This is a genomic window from Limnoglobus roseus, from assembly GCF_008254045.1.
In the GTDB taxonomy this organism is placed as follows: Bacteria; Planctomycetota; Planctomycetia; order Gemmatales; family Gemmataceae; genus Limnoglobus; species Limnoglobus roseus.
On record NZ_CP042425.1, the window covers coordinates 1,201,969 to 1,219,629 of the forward strand.

Below are 17,661 nucleotides of genomic sequence, written 5' to 3' on the forward strand. Positions count from 1 at the left end.
CGCTTACGCCAGGCACGCCTTGAACCCGCTCGTCAGTTCGTCGCGGTTCAGGTTCTTGCCGATGAACACGAGCTTGTTCACCCGCGGCTCGCCGTCGGCCCACGGGCGGTTCGGCTCGGCGTCGAGTTGCATGTGAACGCCCTGGAAGACGTGCCGCTTCGCGTCTCCCTTGATGCTCAGGATGCCCTTCATCCGGTAGAGGTCCGGCCCGCGCGTCTGGAGGAGCGTCGAAATCCACTCGTTGAACTTCTTGATCTGCACGCTCCCCTCGGCCACGATGCCGACCGACGACACCTCCTCGTCGTGCCGGTGCTCGTGCTTCTCGTCGTGGTGATGGTGCTCGTGCCCGCAGTTTTCGCCACAGTGCTCGCCGTGCTCGTGTTCGTGGTGATGGTGCTCGTGCTTTTCTTCCTTGAGGAAGTCCGGCTCGAACTCCAGCACCCGGTCGAGGTTGAACCCGCCGACGTTCAAAATCTTGTCCATCTCGACGACGCCGCGGTTCGTGCGGTACACCTTCGCCACGGCGTTCATACGGCGGATGCGGCGTTCCAACTCGTCGAGTTCGGCCGGCGTCGCGAGGTCGGTCTTGTTCAGCAGGATCACGTCAGCGAAGGCGATCTGCTCGGTGACTTCCTTCGACCGGCCGATCTGCTGGGCGGCGTGCTTCGCGTCCACGACGGTGACGATGCCGTCGAGTCGGGTGTTCGCCCGCACCTCGTCGTCGGCGAAGAACGTCTGGGCCACGGGTGCCGGGTCGGCAAGGCCGGTCGTCTCGATGAGGATGGCGTCGAACTTGTCCCGCCGCTTCATGAGCGTGCCGAGGATGCGGATGAGGTCGCCGCGGACGGTGCAGCAGATGCAGCCGTTGTTCATCTCGAAGATTTCCTCGTCGGACGAGATGACGAGGTCTTGATCGACGCCGATCTCGCCGAACTCGTTCTCGATCACGGCGATCTTCTTGCCGTGGTTGGCCGTGAGGATGTGGTTGAGCAGCGTCGTCTTGCCCGCCCCGAGGAACCCGGTGAGGACGGTGACGGGGGTGGTCTTCTGTGCGGTGATTGTCATGAGGGGATTGTAGGCCAACACCATTTGGAACCCAGAGCGGAAGCGACGGGGTGGGGAGACGGTCTCCCCACCCCGTCGCTTCCGCTCTGGGTTCCAGAAGATTACGCAGTGTGCCGCAGGGCCTCGATCGGGTCGAGCTTTGCGGCCCGCCTCGCGGGATACCAGCCGAACAGCACGCCGACGCCAACGGACACGCCGACGGCCAGGAAGATCGACGGCACGTTCACCTGGGCCGGCAGCTTGATCGTTCGCAGCCACGCGGCCGTATCCGCCAGCCCGGTCTGCTGCGTCAGCCACGCGGCCGCCCCCGGCGCGACCGGCACGACGAACACCAGGAACAGCCCCACGACGACGCCGATCAGGCCGCCGATCGTCGTCTGCACGGTTGCTTCCACCAGGAATTGGGCGGTGATGTCCCGCTGTTTACCGCCGAGTGCCCGGCGGATGCCGATTTCGCGAGTCCGCTCGGTGACGGTGGCGAGCATGATGTTCATGATGCCGATGCCGCCGACGAGCAGCGAGATCGACGCGATCAGCACGAGCAGCGACGTGAACCGTTCCTGCTGCCGTTCGGCGTCTTCCAGGCGGTCGAGCGGGATGGTGACGGCCCAGTCCTTCTTGTCGTGGTGCTTTTCGAGCAGCCGCTTGATCTGGTCGCCGATAGCCTTCACCGTCTGCCGACCGGCCTTCGTGTCCACCTCGGCATCAATGGTCATCGTCACCTGATAGATGTCCACCTGTTCCGCGGAGCGACTGCCGGCCGAACGGATCGACACCTTGCTGCCGATGTACTGGTTGGCGGTGCTCAGCGGGATGTACATGTCGTTGTTGTAATCCTCGGCCGCCTGACTGCCGCCGGTGCCGCCGGTCGGCATGCGATCGGAGGCGACGCCGACGACGAGGTACTTATCGCCGCGGCAGAACACCGTCTTGCCCATCGCGTCTTCGAAGGGGAACAGCCGGTCGGCGGTGGCCGCCCCGAGGACGCAGTTGTTGATGCGGTTCTCCTCGTCGTCCACGGTGAAGAACCGGCCGCGGGCGAGCTGAATCTTGTTCACGTCGGAGTAGTCGGGCGTGGTGGCGATCATGCGGACGTTGTGCATCCGCTCCAGGTACCGGGCCTCGGACGGGAACACCCGCATCGGCACCATCGTCGTAATGCTCTTGCCGAACGTCTGGAACCGGGCGATGTCGCGGCTGTCGAGGCCGTAGGCGGCGACCATCGACTTCGAGTTCGTGGACGACGCCGAGTCGTCGGGCGGCTTGACGCTGCGGACGACGATGTTCGTGGCCCCCTGCCGCTTGATGTCGTCGAGGGCGTCCTTCATCGAGCCTTCGCCGAAGGCCATGAGCGCGATGACGGAACTGGTGCCGATGACGATGCCGAGCACCGAGAGCAGCGACCGCAGTTTGTGCAGCCACAGGCTCCGCACGGCGAGGCCGACGGCCTTGAGGAACTTCAGGGGGCCGAACCCGCCGCCGCCCTTGACGGGCGTGGGGGCGGGCGGGATGTCGTTGATGTTCATGGTTTAGTGTGCCGCCGCAGCCGTTATCGGTTGTTCGTCGTTCCGCACGTCGGACTCCACGACGCCGTCGCGCAGCCGCACCACGCGGCGGGCCCACGCGGCGATGTCGTTCTCGTGCGTGACCATGATGATCGTCTTGCCCGAGCGGTTGAGTTCTTGCAGCATCTGCATGATCTCGACGCTCGTGCGGCTGTCGAGGTTGCCGGTGGGTTCGTCGGCGAGGATCACGTGCGGGTCGTTCACCAGGCTGCGGGCGATGGCGACCCGCTGCTGCTGGCCGCCGGAGAGTTGCAGTGGCCGGTGGTCGAGCCGCGTGCCGAGGCCGACCATCTCGGCCAGCGCCTCGCACCGGGCCTTCGTCTTCTCGTCGAGTTTCACGCCCTGATAGACGAGCGGCAACTCGATGTTCTCGGTGACGGTGTACTGCGGCAGCAGGTTGTACGCCTGGAAGATGAAGCCGAGGTAGGTGCTGCGAATCTCAGAGAGTTCGTCGTCGGACATGTGGGCCACGTCGTCGCCGCCGAGCAGGTACTGGCCGCTTGTTGGCCGGTCGAGACAACCGAGGATGTTCATGAGCGTCGACTTGCCGGACCCCGACGGCCCCATGAGCGCGACGAAGTCGCCTTCGTCGAAGCTCAGGTTCAGCCCCTTGAGGACGTGAACCGGGACGTGCCCTTCGAGGAAATAGTCTTTGTACAGGTCGAGAACTTCGACGATGGCTGGCATGGAGAACCGGGAGTCAGGAGTCAGAGGTCAGGAGTCAGAGATCAGCGACCGTCTTTCTGACCTCTGGTCGCTGACCTCTGATCTCCGGTTTAGACTTGCGGTACGTCGCCCTTCGGCGGGCCGCCGCCCTTCTTCTTGCCGCCCCCACCGCCGCCCTTCTTCTCGCCGCCCTCGCCCTTGTCGCCCTCGCCCTTCTTGCCGCGAGGCGCATCGCCGTTCTCTTCGCGGGTCTTGGCCTTGTCGCCGACGACGGCCTTCGGGTTCACCACCACGTCGTCGCCTTCGCCGATGCCGGAGAGGACTTCAATCATCGCATCGTTGAACTTGCCGAGTTTCACTTCCTTCTCGACCGGGCCGGTCGGCGACATCACGTAGACGAACCGCTTCGGACCGCTCTCGGCCCCGCCGACGATGGCCTGGAGTGGCACGGCTAGCACCGGCTCCGTGGCGTCATCGATGTGAATCGTCACTTCGGCGTTCATGTCCGGCTTCAGCCCGGCCACGCTCTCGGTGATGAGGACCGTCGTCGTGTACAACTTCACGTCACTGCTGAACCAGTCGGCCTGCGCGGCCACTGCCGCCACCGTCCGCACGCGGCCGGCGAACACGCGGTCCGGGTAGGCATCCACGCGGACCGTCGCCCGGTGGCCCTCGCGGCGGATTTCGTACTCCTTGTGCCGGACCGAGTCGTGGACCCACGCTTGCACCTGTTCGGACTGGCTCGCCAGCCGGGTCATCGGGTCGATGCTGCTCAGCAACCCCAGGTTCAAGAACTCAAGAGTGTGCGTCGGCTGGCGGTCGTCGCCGCGGATGCGGGCGACCTGGGCCTCGTGGACGCGGGTGTTCACCTGCATCCGGTGCAGGTCCGGCAACCGCATGAGCTTCTGCCCTTCACGGACCTGCTCGCCGACGGCGATGAGTTGCTGCGTGCTGCCGCGGTTCTGCTCGGACTTGTAGTAGATCACCATGCCGTCTTGCGGGGCGGAGATGCGGCACTCGCGAATCTGGCCCTCGATTTCTTCGAGCCGGTCTTGTTCCCGCTGGTAAACGGAGAGCTTCGTCCGCCGCTCCGATTCGAACTGAACCAGTTTCGCGTCGGCCGTCTGGTTGGCCTTGTCGAGCCCGATCTTCGCCACGTCGAACTTCGACCGCAGGTCGGTGAAGTTCTTCTCGCGCATGAAGTTCTCGAGAATGTACTGCTCCTTCCGCACTTTCTCGAAGGCGTCGGTCGCCCCGCTGAGCTTCGACTGTTCGACCTTCGACTGGCTCTGCGTCAGGTAGCCGAGTTTGGCGCTCCGCTCGGCCCACGCGGACCGCTCGCGGTAGGCTTCCAGGTCGGACTCGGCCGCCTTCAAGCGGGCGGACACGTCGTCGAGTTGCTGGCGGTATTCGCCCTTCTCCATGATCGTGCCGTGCGCGCCGATGATCGCCCCGAGCGGGTTGAGGGTCGTTTCCGCCCGCAGGCCGGTGAACTTGTCCACGTCCAGCTCGGCCACCCGCAGGGCGGCGAGGGCGGCGACGACCTGCGACTCGTTGTCCATGACCTGAATGAGATAGTCCTTGTCGGCCTTCACCCACTCGGCCCGGGCCTTCTCGACCGCGATGCTCTGGAGCTTGTGCGATTCTTCCAGGGCGGAGTCGTCCAGCTCGATGAGCAACTGCCCCTTCGAGACGATCGACCCGTCGTCGATCACCCACTTGATGGTGCTGGCGAACGTGCCCTTCGAGCCGGCCTTCACCTTGCAGATGATGTCGCGGTTGTCGGCCGACTCGAGCGCCCCCTTGCCGACGACCGACACCGGCAGCGCTTCGAGCTTCGCCCGGTGCAGGATCAGGTCGGGGCGGCTGCCGGCGGAACTTCGCCCGGCGAAAAAGAAATACCCCGTCGCCGCGAAACCGGCGACGAGGATCAGGGTTATGAGAGTGAACAGTCTTCGGCGGCGGGGTGCGGCGTGGGACGCCGCCTTACGGTGCGAGCGGGTTGAGTTGGGGTTGGGGGAGGTCATCGGTCCACAAACCTCGGGAATCGAGTGGGAGGAGTTCTAGGTCGAGGTACAGGTTCATCCGGGCGTTCAGGTAGTTGATCCACCCGGTATACAAGGCGTTTTGTGCGGTCAGCAACTGCGTCTGGGCCTGGAGCAGTTGCTCGGTCAAGGCGGCGGGATTGCCGGCCGCCTCTTTGACGGTCGGGTCGGGCGGGGCCAACAGCGTCGAGCGGGCGTTGTCCACCTGCGCGTACGCTAGTTCCACGGAGCGTTGTTGAACTTTATACGTTTCCGCGAGCGAACGCAACTGGCGAAGTCCCGCGCGGCAGTCATTTAGGATGTTGTCCTCGAACGCCATCAGGGTACGCCGTTGGCGTTGGAATCCGATGAGAGCCGCCCGGTAGTTGTTCCGCTCGACCCGCCGGACGAACGGCGGTTCGGCGTGTAGCGTCAGGGCGTGGCGGGTGCGACTGCCGGCGAACGCGAACGCCTCGTTGTCGGTCGCCGGGGTGCCGGTGTTCAGGTCGTACTGGACGTTCAGCACGCCTTGCAGCGCGTTGGCCGTCACGGCGATCTGCCGGTAGGCGTCCACGACCTGTGCGCGGGCGTTCATCAGGTCGAGGCGGTTGTTCAGGGCCGTCTGCGCGACCTTCGTCGCCGCATCGTCCAGGGGCAGTTTCAGTAAGTCGTCGCACTCCACCGTCAGGCCGGGGAGGTGCGGCCAGTCCTCGCGGATCAGGTCGAGTCGTTGATTCCGGGCGGTGACGGCCACGAGCGTGCCGGCGTCGAGGACCGTGCGGAAGATCGCCGCCCGCTCGCCCGCCTGGCGCTCTTGCGACAGCCGCCGCCACGGCTCGGCTTCGAACCGCCGCAGGGCTTGTTCGAAACTGGCGAGGTCGTTCGCGTTCTCGACCGCGTCGATCTCCAGTTCGAATGCCGCCGGGACTTCCCGGCCGAGTTTCTGGAAGTCCGCCTTCTGGTCGAGCAGTTTCCGCCGCTTCTCGGACTGGACCTCGATCCGCTTTTTCAGGTCGTCATCGGACAGGCCGCGGAGTTCCCCGATGGCCTCCGGGTAACTTTTGGCGAATTGCGTCCCGCGGACGAGCGCGGATTCCGTCAGCAGCGTCCGCCACCGTTCGCGGTATCGGGCCGGTTGTTCCGTCGGGTTGTACTGCGCGGCCTGGGCCTGGAGCTGGCTCAGTTGCTCGTACACCAACTCGATCCGCCGCACTTGCTTTTTCATCGGCCGCAGGGGCGCGTCGTCGAGTTCCAGCGGCAGGTTCGTCGGCGTGCCGAGTTGCAGCTTAAAGTTGTCGAGGCCGTCGAGGTACATCCGGTTCACGTCGAGCAGTCGGGCCTGACTTTGCAGGTACTGCAACTCGACCCGCACGACCTGCAAGTCGGAGACGACGCCGCCTTCCTTCAGGTTGCGGTACAGCTTCAAAATCTTGTCGAGGGCCGCGAGGTTCTTCTTCTCGTTCTCCAGGGCCGACGCCCGCAGCACGACCGGCAGGAAGCCAATGGTCGGGGCGGTCAGGTTGTTCCCGATGGCCCGGCCGAGGTTCACGGCCAACCCCTGGAGCCCGTAGGGGTTGTTCGTGTAGTCACCGGTGCCTGCGATGGCGACGTAGAAGACCTTGCGGAAGCGGGCATACGAGCGAATGGCGTACAGCAGCGTTCGCTCCGCTTGCGTGAGCGCTTCCAGCGTGACCGCCCAACCGCCGCCGCGGAGCAGGGGCTGCACGAACGTCAGCGACAGGTTCGACACGGCGATGTCCGGCCGCGGGCTGGTCAGGTCGAGGACCACCTGATTCGCGAAGCGGACGAGCAGCGTGGCCCCGGTCGGGAAGAGGCGCGACAGGGAACCGGCCGTGTTGAGGTTCCATTGATTCTGAAGGCCTTCCGGCCGCAGGCTGCCCGACGCCGACCGCACCGCGTCCTCGGCCGCGAGGGCCTGGGCGGCGAAACTGTATCGCTGCGTCGTCACCGGCAGGGCGCTGAGGTAGAGGTCTTCCCGCCGGTCCTGGAACTCGCGGCTGTTGAAGAACGCCAGTTCCACCGTCTGGTCGAGGCTCACGCGGAACGGGTGTTCCTCACTCTTGAAGGCGAACGCGAACCCTTCGACCGGCCGGTTCGCGGCTTCGCCCGGTTTCATGGCCGTGGCGGCCCCGCCGAGGAGGGCGGCGGTCGCTTCGCCCGGCTTATCGGGGATCGGCGACGGGTTGTCCTGCTTCGGGGCCACGTCGGCGTCCGACGCGGCCCGATTCTCGGCGTCCCACTGTTCGATGATCTGAAGGTATTCTTGCCCCTCGTACCGGCCGGCCCCGTACTTCTTCTTGGGCTTCTGCGGGTTCGGCGACAGCAGCCACGAGGCGTAGTCGTCCGGCGGGTACGGCGGGTGGTCGGGCTTCCGCGGGTCGGCGTGGCGAGCGCGGGCGTCGGGGTAGACGTGCCAGTTTTCGATCTTCCAGTCGGGGAAGATGTTTTTCTGGGTGAGCACGCCTTCCACGTCCTTGTCGGCCCGCTCGCGGAAGTGCGAGCGAGTACACCCCACCCCGGCCACGAGCGTCAGCCCGGCAGCAAAGAGCTTGCGAATCCAGCGACGGCGAAGAACTTGAGCCAATCCGGGCATGACATCCCCGAAACACGGACCTCGGGCGCAGCAGGCGGTACATTCGTTATCGGCGTGAGAGATTGCCTAGCTTGATGCAAAGTGAGGGGCGGGGGTGCCGGGAAAAGACAGTTGTCGGTGGAAGGTTTTTGACTGCGACGTTCGTGCTGTACCCTGAGGAGTTGCAGCAGTCGCAAGAGGCAAAAATCACTGTCACGCCACGCAATAAATTGATGAATCCAGTGAGTGGAGGGCTTTTAACTGTGACAGCGTCAATCGACCATCCGGCGTTCGTCGCTCTCCTTGCTACGGAACTACGAGAGGTGGCGGTCGAAATCGACGAGTACAGCCTTGGGTTGCTCCACTGCGAAATGGCTACTGTCGCCCGCTGCACAGCAGCCGCGGTCGAGGCCGGCGACTGGGAAACCGTCCGCAGGCATCTCGCATTCGTGGACCGAGTCCTCCGAGGGGCCACCCCGGACGTGGCCAACGCAGTGTACGTGTCCTATTTGGAGCACCTGCCGCTCTCGGGCGATGTCGACGACGTTCCGAAGCTGCGGGCGTTACTGCCGGTCGGATTGGCCGCGGCGCTGTGGGACATGGAGGGGCGAGAGTTCGAGTGGCCACCGATACCCCGGTCGGGGTAGTCCCCTCTGACATCGGATGAGACTATGGATCAAGTCGGACTATCCGACACTCCCGCAGACCGTCGGATTCGCCGACACTTCCTCGCGACTCTCAGACGACATCCCCGCTCGAATTTTCGCCCGAATTCTAGCCACTTTTGCAAAATCCGGCTCATCCAACCACTCTTGGCACTGCGGCTGCTGATGCTCCTCTCGTCCGCGACGCCCATGCGGACTCGCCTTCGCCCAAGATCGCCCACGAGTCGCCCAGACTTGTCGATCGCCCAGTTGATTCGCCCATCATCGCCCAGATGAAATTTCGGCGGGTGTTGCCCAGCACCCGCTCGAAGTTCTTTACAGCACTACTTCCAACTCCTCTTAAAACTTCGCCTACTTTTCTCCCGCCTCGGTCAGCTACTTCGCCACAGCCATCATCTCGCCGTAGGGACGGTAGAGTTCTTCTGATCAGTCGCCGTCCACCAACCGCCTCGTCCGCCCCCCTCGGAAGGGGTCGGTCGAAATCCTGGCGAGCAGGGGGCGTCAGTCCCCTGATTTTGTCGCGGCGAGAAGGAGTTCAGGGGACTGACGCCCCCGCTCGCCTTTGCGAACGAGGATATCGACCGAGCAAGAGCAGGACACTACGGTGTCGGGCAATAACTAAACCGGTTGTTGATCAGATTGTTCGTCGATTGCCCGTTGAACGTGGCGGGGGGTTGCCCCGTGGGGGGCGTGCCGGCGATGACCACGATGGCATTCCCAGGCCGGCCGTCAGGGGAGTCGATCTCGTACCTGTATCGTTTCCCTCGCGACCCGGGGATCGCGGGGAACGTGAAGACGATGGTGGAGTGGTTGCTGGCCAGGGACAACGTCGCCGCCGACACCACGTCCTCGGCCACCTTCACGCCCGCCTCCTCGTCCCAGAGGCGGAACCGGAGTTGGCAGGTGTTGACGCGATTGTAGTTGCCGACCATGACCGAGACCGCACACAGGCCGGGGTCGGACGCGACGAACCGTTGGGCGAGGACCATGCCCGTCTGCAACTCGCCGTGGATGTGGGCGACCGGCTCAGTCGCGTCGCTCGTCAGCACCGGCGAGCGAAAGTGTCCGAACACGAACAGTTCGTGGGGGGCCACCTCGATCGGCTTGCCGGTGGGGTCCTGGAACCGCAACCGGGCCGGGCACACCCCCTGATCGAACAGGAAGTAGTGCCACGCGCACCACGGCCGGGTCAACCGCTTCGCCCGGGCCTTCTCTGTCCCGTCGGGGTTGATCGCGGTGACCTCGATCGGGATCGCCGGAGTTCCGGGCGGCAGCAACTCGGTCCGGAGGAACACCCCGCGCACGTCCCACCCGATGGACGCCGGGAATAGCCGCGCCACGTCAAGCCCCGACTGCGGCGGCAACGGCGTCTTGTGTTCCGCCAGCACGACCATGTTTCGCGTCAGAAACCACCCGGGCGGGTTGACCGGGATCACGAACTCGTTCTCGTGGATGAGGTGCCGATACTGCCTCCACTGGGACGACGGCATCCGGGCGTCCGGGTACCAGTCCCCGGGGTCGGGGTGGTACACCGCGAACGGAAAAGCCACGGCGGCCAGGAACAATCGGCGGAGGACGCGGTCTTTGATCAAGTTCAACACCGCGACCGCGACCGACAAGAGAACGAGCACGTTGAAGAAGAACGCGTGCCGACCGATCGTGAAATCGACCCCCTTGAACCAGGTCGATGGGACGGGGGTGATTAAGTCGTACAGGACCACGCTGACCGCCGCCACGGCATTGCAGAGTACCACGAACACGAGCACCGGGCGATGCACCCGGCGGAGCAGTTCGCCCCCCAAGACCGCGAGGAACGCAACCCCCAGCGCGAAAGCCATGACCGGGTCGCGGGGCCGCAGGTGGTTATGCTGCGCGAACTCGGCGGTGATCGTGTTCACATGGATTTGGGCCCAGTCGGCTGTCACCGTGAACGGGTTGTTCTTCGCGAACTCGGTTCCCTTCATCCCGGCAAAGACAGCCGGGTGCGCTTGCATGTACGCGAACTGCAGGACCGCCGCCGCCAATCCCGCCGCGTACAACCCGGCCTCCCGCCACCGCCGGAGGTACACCGCTCGAGCGGCCATCATGCCGTAGGCCGGTCCGGCGGCCAGAAACATAGCCTTGGAGAGGACGATCAAGGCCGTGACCGCGATTGTCGCCCCGTACTTCAGCCAGGACATACGCGCCAGATCGAGGAACGGGGCCAACACCAGGTAGATGATGCCGAAGTAAATGAAGTTAACGAACGTGTACTCCTGGTACGTCGCGAACGCCCCGAACCCGATCGTGAGGCACACCAGGAGCCGGCACACGTCGTCCGCGAGCAGAATGCGGAATCGTTCCAGGGTGAACATCGAACAGAGCAGGGCGACCAACACGACCGCTTGCATCTGGATCGCCTGCGGGAAATGATCGACGATCCCGAACACTTTCACCGTCATTAGCGCCAGGAGCCGCTGCACCATCGCCATGTAGTTGTACTCGGGCATCTTGAGGTTCGCCCAGAACGAGTCGTACAGGGACGGAACGAAAAAGTTGGTGCCCGTTTCCGCGAAGATTTCCACCCGCCACGTGACCGACGGGTACTTCAGGAACACGACCGCCAGGATCGCCCAGAACGAAGTCACGAAGTACCAGTTCGCTGCCATCATCCGAGTTCGGACGGCCGTCCACGCCGTACGGCGCGTGGGCATCGGGGGAACGCTCGGAGGTTGTTCAGACATCGAATCGGCCTTTCGTGAGTGAACGATTTCGGCACCACGACAACGAGTCTAACGGGTCAGGAGGGCCAGGCACGGGAGGTGAACCAGAGACTCCAAGGGGATGTCACGGGTTGCATGCGTGGCTCGTCACGCCGAAGCTCTCGTCAGCCGGCCATCCGGATCGTCCCGGCGGCGGCCGGTTGTCCGTACCGGGGTTGTGATACCGGACGTACCACTTCAGGGCTTCCACCTCCGAGATGACTTGGGGCGTACCAAGTTACATCGCCAGGAACACCGCCTTTGCCACGTCCTCCACCATCACCGCCGCCTGCCCCGGTTGCCCACTTCCCGAAATACACCGGCAACTCCACCGCCGTCAACCCGGATCGCTTCGCCATGCACAACAAGAACAGGACCAGGGAGAAGTCGTCCGACGGGCGGGTGAGCGTCTCGAAGAAGCCGCGGCGGAACAGTTTCGGCTGAACCTTGACGTGTGCAACCAGGTTCCGAGCGCGACGGACGACATGCACTACCGAGCGTGAACCCTGAACCTCCCCAGGATTGGTGGACAGCGGGAAAGCGGTGTAGACTCCAACGACCCGGAGGCATCACCGATGTCTGGCAAACGGACGACGTACACGCCGGAGTTCAAACTCCAGGCGGTCAAAATGATCACCGACCAACACCTGTCCGTGGCCGAAGTCGGCCGACGGCTCGGGGTGTCCGGGAACCGCCTGCACGAGTGGAAGAAGGCCGTCCTCGCCAAAGGGGCGGGCGCCTTCCCGGGAGTGGGTCACCTCACACCCCTGGAGGAGGAGAACCGCCTCCTCCGGGCCGAGAGCAAGCGGCTGGGGATGGAGCGCGACATCCTGAAAAAAGCCGCGGCGTTCTTCGCCACGCTGACGAAGTGATCTTCGCGTGGATCGAAGAACGCCGCGGGGAGTACCCGGTCGCGGTGTCGTGCCGCGTGCTCGGCGTGTCTCGCTCGGGTTACTACGCCCGGGCGAACCGGCCCCGGAGCAAGGCGGCCGTTCGGCGGGAGGAATTGGTCGCCCACATTCGGGCCGTTCACGCCGACGCGCGGGAGCGGTACGGCAGCCCGCGCCTCGCCCGCGAGTTGAAGGCCCGCGGCGTGGCCTGTTGCGTCAACACCGTGGCCAAGGTGATGAAGGCCCACGGCATCCGGGCGAAGGCGGGGAAGCGGTTCGTCCGCACGACCGACTCGGGCCACCGCTTGCCGGTGTCGGAGAACGTCCTCGGCCGCGACTTCACGGCCGCAAGGCCGAACGAAAAGTGGGCCATAGATCTGACGTATGTGCCGACCCTCGAAGGCTGGCTCTTTCTGGCCCTCGTGGTGGATTTGTTCTCGCGGCGGATCGCCGGGTGGGCGATGGCGGCGACCATGACGAGCCGCCGCGTCGTGGATGCTCTCGACTTGGCCGTCGGGCCGCGCGGCGTTCCGCCCGGATCGATCGCGCACTCGGACCGCGGGAGCCAGTACGCCAGCGAGCACTACCAGTCCGAACTCTGCCGACACGGCCTGGTGGACAGCATGAGCGGCGTGGGCCAGTGTTGGGACAACGCCGTGGTCGAGAGTATGTTCGGTCGGCTCAAGCAGGAGTTAGTGCACGGCGCGTCCTACGCCACGCGGGACGAGGCGAAGGTCGCGATCTTCGAGTACATCGAAGTGTTTTACACTCGTGCCCGCCGGCACTCGTCGTTGGGGTACGTGGCCCCGGCGAAGTACGAGCGGGCGCGCAACCCGAACAACCGCTGACGTGCTGTCCACATTTCGTGGGGAAGATCAAAGTCGATTGTCGGCGGCGGTCCGCCCCGGGTCGCCCACCTTACCGGGCAAGAGGCCGCGGACCGTCTCCCATTGCGCGTCGGTTAGCTCGTGGCGATGTCGCATGCCGCACCCCTCCGTGAGTGCCGCCCATCCTCGCCGATGCCCAACGGGAATGCCAGATCGAATGTCCGTAGGACCTAGGGCTCCATTGCGTCTGATTCTTGGGATACAGTCTCTTGAGTTTCACCCGTGCGTCGGCGGTGGTGAACGGCCAGTCGATCGTCACTTCCGCCGCGTTCCGATCCTGCTCCCAGGCCGCTACTTCCCGGGCCAGCGTGGCCCGGTCGGGGATGCGGCGGCCCAGGCACTGGCGGGCCAGGGCGCCCAACTCGCACGCGGCGATGTTCAGCCACGACCCGTGTTTGGGCGTGTGATGCCACTCAAACCGCCCGGCCAACCGGCGGGCCGTGGGCGGGTCGAACGCCCCGTACAACGCCGCCGGGGTGTGCGTCGATAGGTCGTCACAGACGAGGACGATCCGGTCGGCGTCGGGGTAATGCTCGTCGCTCAGCACCCGCAAGAACCGGGCGCAGTCGACGCCCGTCTTCCGGTCCGTGACCGACACGTGCCGCCGGCCGGCCAGCGGCTCCACGGCCACGAACAGGTTGGCCATGCCGCCCCGCGTGTACTCGCGGTCTTGCTCGGCCGGCGACCCCGGCCGCACGGGGAGCGGCTCCCGCACGTCGCCGATGAGTTGCTTGCCGCCCGCGTCCACGCACACGACCGGCCGCTTCAGGTCCGGCGGTTTCGCACACGTGCCCAGCACGTCCTCCGTGCTCGCTACGAACGCCACGGTCGCCCTCGGCGGGATGACCCACGGTTGCCGGAGCCACGGCTTGAGGTCGTTTTGGGGAGCGTCCGCCACGCGGTGGCCGGGTCGATCGGCGCGACCACGGCCCGCTCGGCGGGCTTGTCGGCCCGCAGCTTCATCGCCCACTTTCCCCGGCCGTCGGGGGCGGCCGAGCAGGCCAGGGCGATGAGCTGGGCCTCCGGCTTGCCGTCCGGCTTGCGGTACTGGCGGCCGGTCGGCTTCTTCCGGTGTCGGGTGGCGTCGAGGCCGTCGGCCGCGAACTCCTGGCGGACCCGCATGACCGTGTTGCGGGACGTGTCGAGGTGGTCGGCGATGTCGTCGTCCGTCCAGGCGTCCGGCCCGCGGGCATCCGCATGAAGTAAGATGGCGGCCCGGCGGCGGAGGGCGGCCGGGTGCGGTCCCGTCTGCCGGAGGCGATCCAGGGCGTGCCGCTGGTCGCCGGCCAGTCGCACCACCACCTTGTCCGCCCGTGCCATCGCCGCTCTCCTCCACCCTGGCCTGGAGAAGGATATCAACGGCAGGATTCAGGCGCAATGGAGCACTAGAGCGGTTCCCGGTCGGGTCTAGCGCGTCGGAGTCGGCTCGGTTATGCTCGGTGTACCACCGTGAGGGGCACCGATGCGGGCGTACTCGATGGACCTGCGGGAGCGGGTGCTGGCCGACTGCGACGACGGGGCGAAGACGCGGGCAGTGGCCCACAAGTTCTCGGTCAGCGAGTCCTGGGTCCGCCGGCTCAAGCAGACCCGGCGGGAGGCCGGACGGGTGGCCCCGGCGGCCCACGCCGGCGGTCGGGTCGCGGGCTGGGTTGCCCATGCCGACGCCATCCGGGCGGCCGTGGCCGCTGATCTGGACGCCACCCTGGACGAGTACCGCCGGCGGTTCGCCCTGCCGCTGTCCCGGTCGGCCTTGGCGCGGGCCCTCCACGCCCTCGGCCTGCCGCGGAAAAAAAGTCGCTCCGGGCGGCCGAACAGGACCGCCCGGACGTGAAGCAACAGTGGGCCGACTGGCGGGCCGCCCAGCCCGCCCTCGACCCGACGAAGTTGGTGTTCGTGGACGAGACGTGGGCGAGTACCAACATGGCCCGCACCCACGGCCGGTGCGAGAGGGGCCGGCGGTTGGTGGCGGCCGTCCCGCACGGGCACTGGAAGACGACCTTCGTGGCCGCCCTGCGGTCGGGCGGCATGGTCGCCCCGACGGTGATCGATGGGGCCGTGACCGGGGATCTGTTCGTCGCCTACGTCGAACAGCAGTTGGCCCCGGCCCTCCGCCGGGGCGACGTCGTCGTCATGGACAACTTGGCGTGCCAAAAGCGGGCGGGGGTTCGGGCGGCCATTCAGAAGGCCAGAGCCCACCTCCGATACCTGCCGCCGTACAGCCCGGACCTGAACCCGATCGAGTTGGCGTTCGCGAAGCTCAAGGCCCGCCTGCGGACGGCCGAGCGGCGGACGGTCGAAGAACAGTGGACATTCCTCGGCCAAGTCCTCGACGACTTCCGACCGACGGAGTGTCAGAACTACATCCGCCACTGCGGGTACGCTGCTACGACAGAATGCAATCCGCTCTAACCGGTTCCTTTGGGTACTGGCCCGGCGGTCCAAGCTGCTGCCGTTCGGCGGGCAGCCGACCGAAGCGGAGGTGGCGGCCGTCGCCGCGGACCTCGGTGTCGTTCTGGCGTCGGCCGGTGACAGTCGGGAGATGGCGTTCGACGCGGCCGCCTGCGGGATGTGGGCCGAGATGTATCCGATCCTGTCCCGAGACCGGTTCGGGCTGGCCGGGAACCTGACCGGGCGGGCCGAGGCCCACGTCCTGCGGCTGGCGTTCGTCTACGCCGTGCTCGACGGCTCGCCGGCCATCGGCCGCGACCACCTCGCTGCGGCGGTGGCCGTGTGGGAGTACGCCGAGCGGTCGGTGGCGTGCATCTTCGGTGACTCCACCGGCAACCCCCTAGCGGACGACCTCCTTCGGCTATTGCGGGCGGCCCTGCCGAACGGCCTGACGCGGACGGAACTGCAAGACGCCACGGGCAGGAACCTGCCGGCGAACAAGATCGGCCAAGCCCTGGGGGTGCTGCTCTTGGCCGGCCTCGCCCGGTCGGAACCCCGCTCGACCGGCGGTCGCCCAGCGGAAGTCTGGTTCGCCGTTACTGGCGGAAGTGCCCGAACCCGATCGTGATGCAATTCGCGCGGACCGGACGAAGGAAACGAAGAAAGCCCCGTCGGCCGACGGGGGAACACTCGCCCTAAATTCGTCTCCTTCGTTTCTTTCGTTGCGGGGCTGCTGGCGTTACCATCTCCTACACCCATCCACGACCGAAAGGACCACGAGCATGGCGTCCATCATTGACGACCCGAACGGCCGGCGGCGCATCCAATTCGTCGCACCGAACGGAACCCGGAAGACGATCCGCCTGGGGAAGATCGACCGGAAGAGCGCGGAAGCGATCAACCGGCACGTGGAGGCACTCTTGTCGGCGAAGGTTGGTGGGCAGCCGATGCCCGCGACACGGCCGCTTGGCTCGCGGGCATCGGCGAGGCGTTGAAGGACAAGCTGGCCGCAGTCGGGCTGATCGATGCCCCGAAGCGGTCGACGTCAGGCGAATTCCTGCGGTCCTACGTACTCAACCGTCCGGACGTGAAATCGTCCACGTTGCAGGTCTGGCAGCAGCCGTGCCGGAACCTCATCACGTACTTCGGCGACGACAAACCGCTGGGATCCATCACGGCCGGGAATTGCGACCAGTTCAAGGCGTGGCTGACGACACAGGAACTTGCCCCGGTCACGCTCGCCAAGCGACTGACGTTCGCGCGGACGTTCTTCCACACGGCCCGCAAGCACAAGCTGATCGACGACAACCCGTTCGCCGAAGTGAGCATCCCAGCGGCCAACGTCGGTGCCCGTCAGAGCTTCGTGGGCCGCGAACCGGTGGACCGCTTGATGGGGATGGCGAACCCGACGTGGCGGACCATCATCGCTCTGTCGCGATTTGGCGGATTGCGATGCCGATCAGAAGTGTTATCGGTGGAGTGGCGGCACGTAGACTGGGAACGGAATCGACTCACCGTCCCATCGCCCAAAACAGATCGCTACGACGGCAAAGAAAGTCGAACAATCCCGTTGTTCGCCGACCTTCGACCTTACTTGGAGGAAGCCTTCGAGTTGGCCGAAGAGGATCAAACGCACGTGGTCGGCGGAAACCATTTGACGAAGGCCAATGGTCCGAACGGTTGGAAAAACTGCAACCTCCGCACTTCGTTCGAGAAGTTTGTGAAGCGTGCGGGGCTAGAACTTTGGCCGCGGCTGTTCCACAACCTTCGCTCGAGCCGGGAGACGGAACTGTTGGAGGAATTCCCAACCCACGTCGTTGCCCGGTGGATGGGGCACGACCCGAACGTGAGCCTGAAGCACTACGCACAGACGACGGAGCAACATTTCGAGCGGGCGGCAAGCGGCGCGAAATCCGGCGCACCAGCGGCGCGAAATCCGGCGCACCAGCGGCGCGAAATCCGGCGCACCAGCGGCGCGAAATCCGGCGCACCAGCGGCGCGAAATCCGGCGCACCAGCGGCGCGAAATCCGGCGCACCAGCGGCGCGAAATCCGGCGCACCAGCGGCGCGAAATCCGGCGCACCAGCGGCGCGAAATCCGGCGCACCGGGCAGCCGCGGAGACTCGCAAGAAACTAAAGTCATCATCGAAAAACGCTTGCGACAAAGGCGTTTCTAC

General features: G+C 65.6%; 12 protein-coding genes and 3 pseudogenes. 6 read left to right on the forward strand and 9 right to left on the reverse strand.

Translation table 11 applies throughout. The features are described from left to right. Positions 1 to 3 precede the first annotated feature (3 nt). The 5 genes from PX52LOC_RS04760 to PX52LOC_RS04780 all read right to left on the reverse strand — a co-directional run bounded on the left by PX52LOC_RS04760 (position 4) and on the right by PX52LOC_RS04780 (position 7,934). The gene (locus PX52LOC_RS04760) at positions 4 to 1,065 is read right to left on the reverse strand and encodes a CobW family GTP-binding protein (RefSeq protein ID WP_149109017.1); all 1,062 of its coding nucleotides are present in this window, start codon (positions 1,063 to 1,065) and stop codon (positions 4 to 6) included. A gap of 101 nt (positions 1,066 to 1,166) precedes the next feature. Further along, a complete protein-coding gene (locus PX52LOC_RS04765) occupies positions 1,167 to 2,591 on the reverse strand; it encodes an ABC transporter permease (RefSeq protein WP_149109018.1) in 1,425 nt (474 codons plus the stop codon). A 3-nt stretch (positions 2,592 to 2,594) separates the two neighbouring features. Beyond that, the gene (locus tag PX52LOC_RS04770) at positions 2,595 to 3,317 is read right to left on the reverse strand and encodes an ABC transporter ATP-binding protein (RefSeq protein ID WP_149109019.1); all 723 of its coding nucleotides are present in this window, start codon (positions 3,315 to 3,317) and stop codon (positions 2,595 to 2,597) included. Positions 3,318 to 3,406: 89 nt separating this feature from the next. Then, the gene (locus PX52LOC_RS04775) at positions 3,407 to 5,323 is read right to left on the reverse strand and encodes an efflux RND transporter periplasmic adaptor subunit (protein WP_149109020.1); all 1,917 of its coding nucleotides are present in this window, start codon (positions 5,321 to 5,323) and stop codon (positions 3,407 to 3,409) included. Next, positions 5,283 to 7,934 carry a TolC family protein gene (locus PX52LOC_RS04780; RefSeq protein ID WP_149109021.1) on the reverse strand — a complete coding sequence of 884 codons (2,652 nt, stop codon included), beginning with the start codon at positions 7,932 to 7,934 and terminating at the stop codon, positions 5,283 to 5,285. Before PX52LOC_RS04780 ends, PX52LOC_RS04775 begins: the two co-directional genes overlap by 41 nt. A 242-nt stretch (positions 7,935 to 8,176) precedes the next feature. Between PX52LOC_RS04780 and PX52LOC_RS04785 the strand changes: the two genes are divergently transcribed. Then, a complete protein-coding gene (locus PX52LOC_RS04785; RefSeq protein ID WP_149109022.1) occupies positions 8,177 to 8,560 on the forward strand; it encodes a DUF7674 family protein in 384 nt (127 codons plus the stop codon). Between the two features lie 617 nt (positions 8,561 to 9,177). On the opposite strand, the gene PX52LOC_RS04790 is transcribed toward PX52LOC_RS04785, so the two are convergent. Further along, positions 9,178 to 11,271, reverse strand: a complete 2,094-nt coding sequence (locus PX52LOC_RS04790; protein WP_149109023.1) for a hypothetical protein — start codon at positions 11,269 to 11,271, stop codon at positions 9,178 to 9,180. A 623-nt stretch (positions 11,272 to 11,894) separates the two neighbouring features. Here PX52LOC_RS04790 and PX52LOC_RS04800 point away from each other — a divergent pair. Continuing rightward, positions 11,895 to 13,057 (forward strand): annotated as a pseudogene (locus PX52LOC_RS04800) (IS3 family transposase). A gap of 30 nt (positions 13,058 to 13,087) precedes the next feature. On the opposite strand, the pseudogene PX52LOC_RS04805 reads toward PX52LOC_RS04800, so the two are convergent. The 3 genes and pseudogenes from PX52LOC_RS04805 to PX52LOC_RS04815 form a co-directional block, all read right to left on the reverse strand. Continuing rightward, positions 13,088 to 13,192 (reverse strand): annotated as a pseudogene (locus tag PX52LOC_RS04805) (IS5/IS1182 family transposase); the annotation flags it as partial. 220 nt (positions 13,193 to 13,412) lie between these two features. After that, positions 13,413 to 13,994: pseudogene (locus PX52LOC_RS42305) on the reverse strand (IS630 family transposase); the annotation flags it as partial. After that, entirely contained in the window at positions 13,910 to 14,416 is a 507-nt protein-coding gene (locus PX52LOC_RS04815; protein ID WP_149109026.1) for a helix-turn-helix domain-containing protein, read from the reverse strand. The gene PX52LOC_RS04815 and the pseudogene PX52LOC_RS42305, both read right to left, overlap by 85 nt. A gap of 142 nt (positions 14,417 to 14,558) precedes the next feature. On the opposite strand from PX52LOC_RS04815, the gene PX52LOC_RS43710 reads away from it, so the two are divergent. The 4 genes from PX52LOC_RS43710 (at position 14,559) to PX52LOC_RS04840 (ending at position 17,621) form a co-directional block, all read left to right on the forward strand. Then, positions 14,559 to 15,505, forward strand: a protein-coding gene (locus PX52LOC_RS43710; protein WP_390636707.1) for an IS630 family transposase whose coding sequence is annotated in 2 segments (ribosomal slippage) — positions 14,559 to 14,814 and positions 14,814 to 15,505 — 948 coding nt in all. Because the reading frame shifts where the segments join, the coding sequence is not laid out codon by codon here. Between the two features lie 70 nt (positions 15,506 to 15,575). Continuing rightward, the gene (locus tag PX52LOC_RS04830) at positions 15,576 to 16,112 is read left to right on the forward strand and encodes a hypothetical protein (protein ID WP_149109029.1); all 537 of its coding nucleotides are present in this window, start codon (positions 15,576 to 15,578) and stop codon (positions 16,110 to 16,112) included. A gap of 154 nt (positions 16,113 to 16,266) precedes the next feature. After that, the gene (locus PX52LOC_RS04835) at positions 16,267 to 16,479 is read left to right on the forward strand and encodes a hypothetical protein (RefSeq protein ID WP_149109030.1); all 213 of its coding nucleotides are present in this window, start codon (positions 16,267 to 16,269) and stop codon (positions 16,477 to 16,479) included. Beyond that, a complete protein-coding gene (locus PX52LOC_RS04840) occupies positions 16,476 to 17,621 on the forward strand; it encodes a tyrosine-type recombinase/integrase (RefSeq protein WP_149109031.1) in 1,146 nt (381 codons plus the stop codon). The genes PX52LOC_RS04835 and PX52LOC_RS04840 overlap by 4 nt, the downstream gene beginning before the upstream one ends. Positions 17,622 to 17,661: the final 40 nt, after the last annotated feature.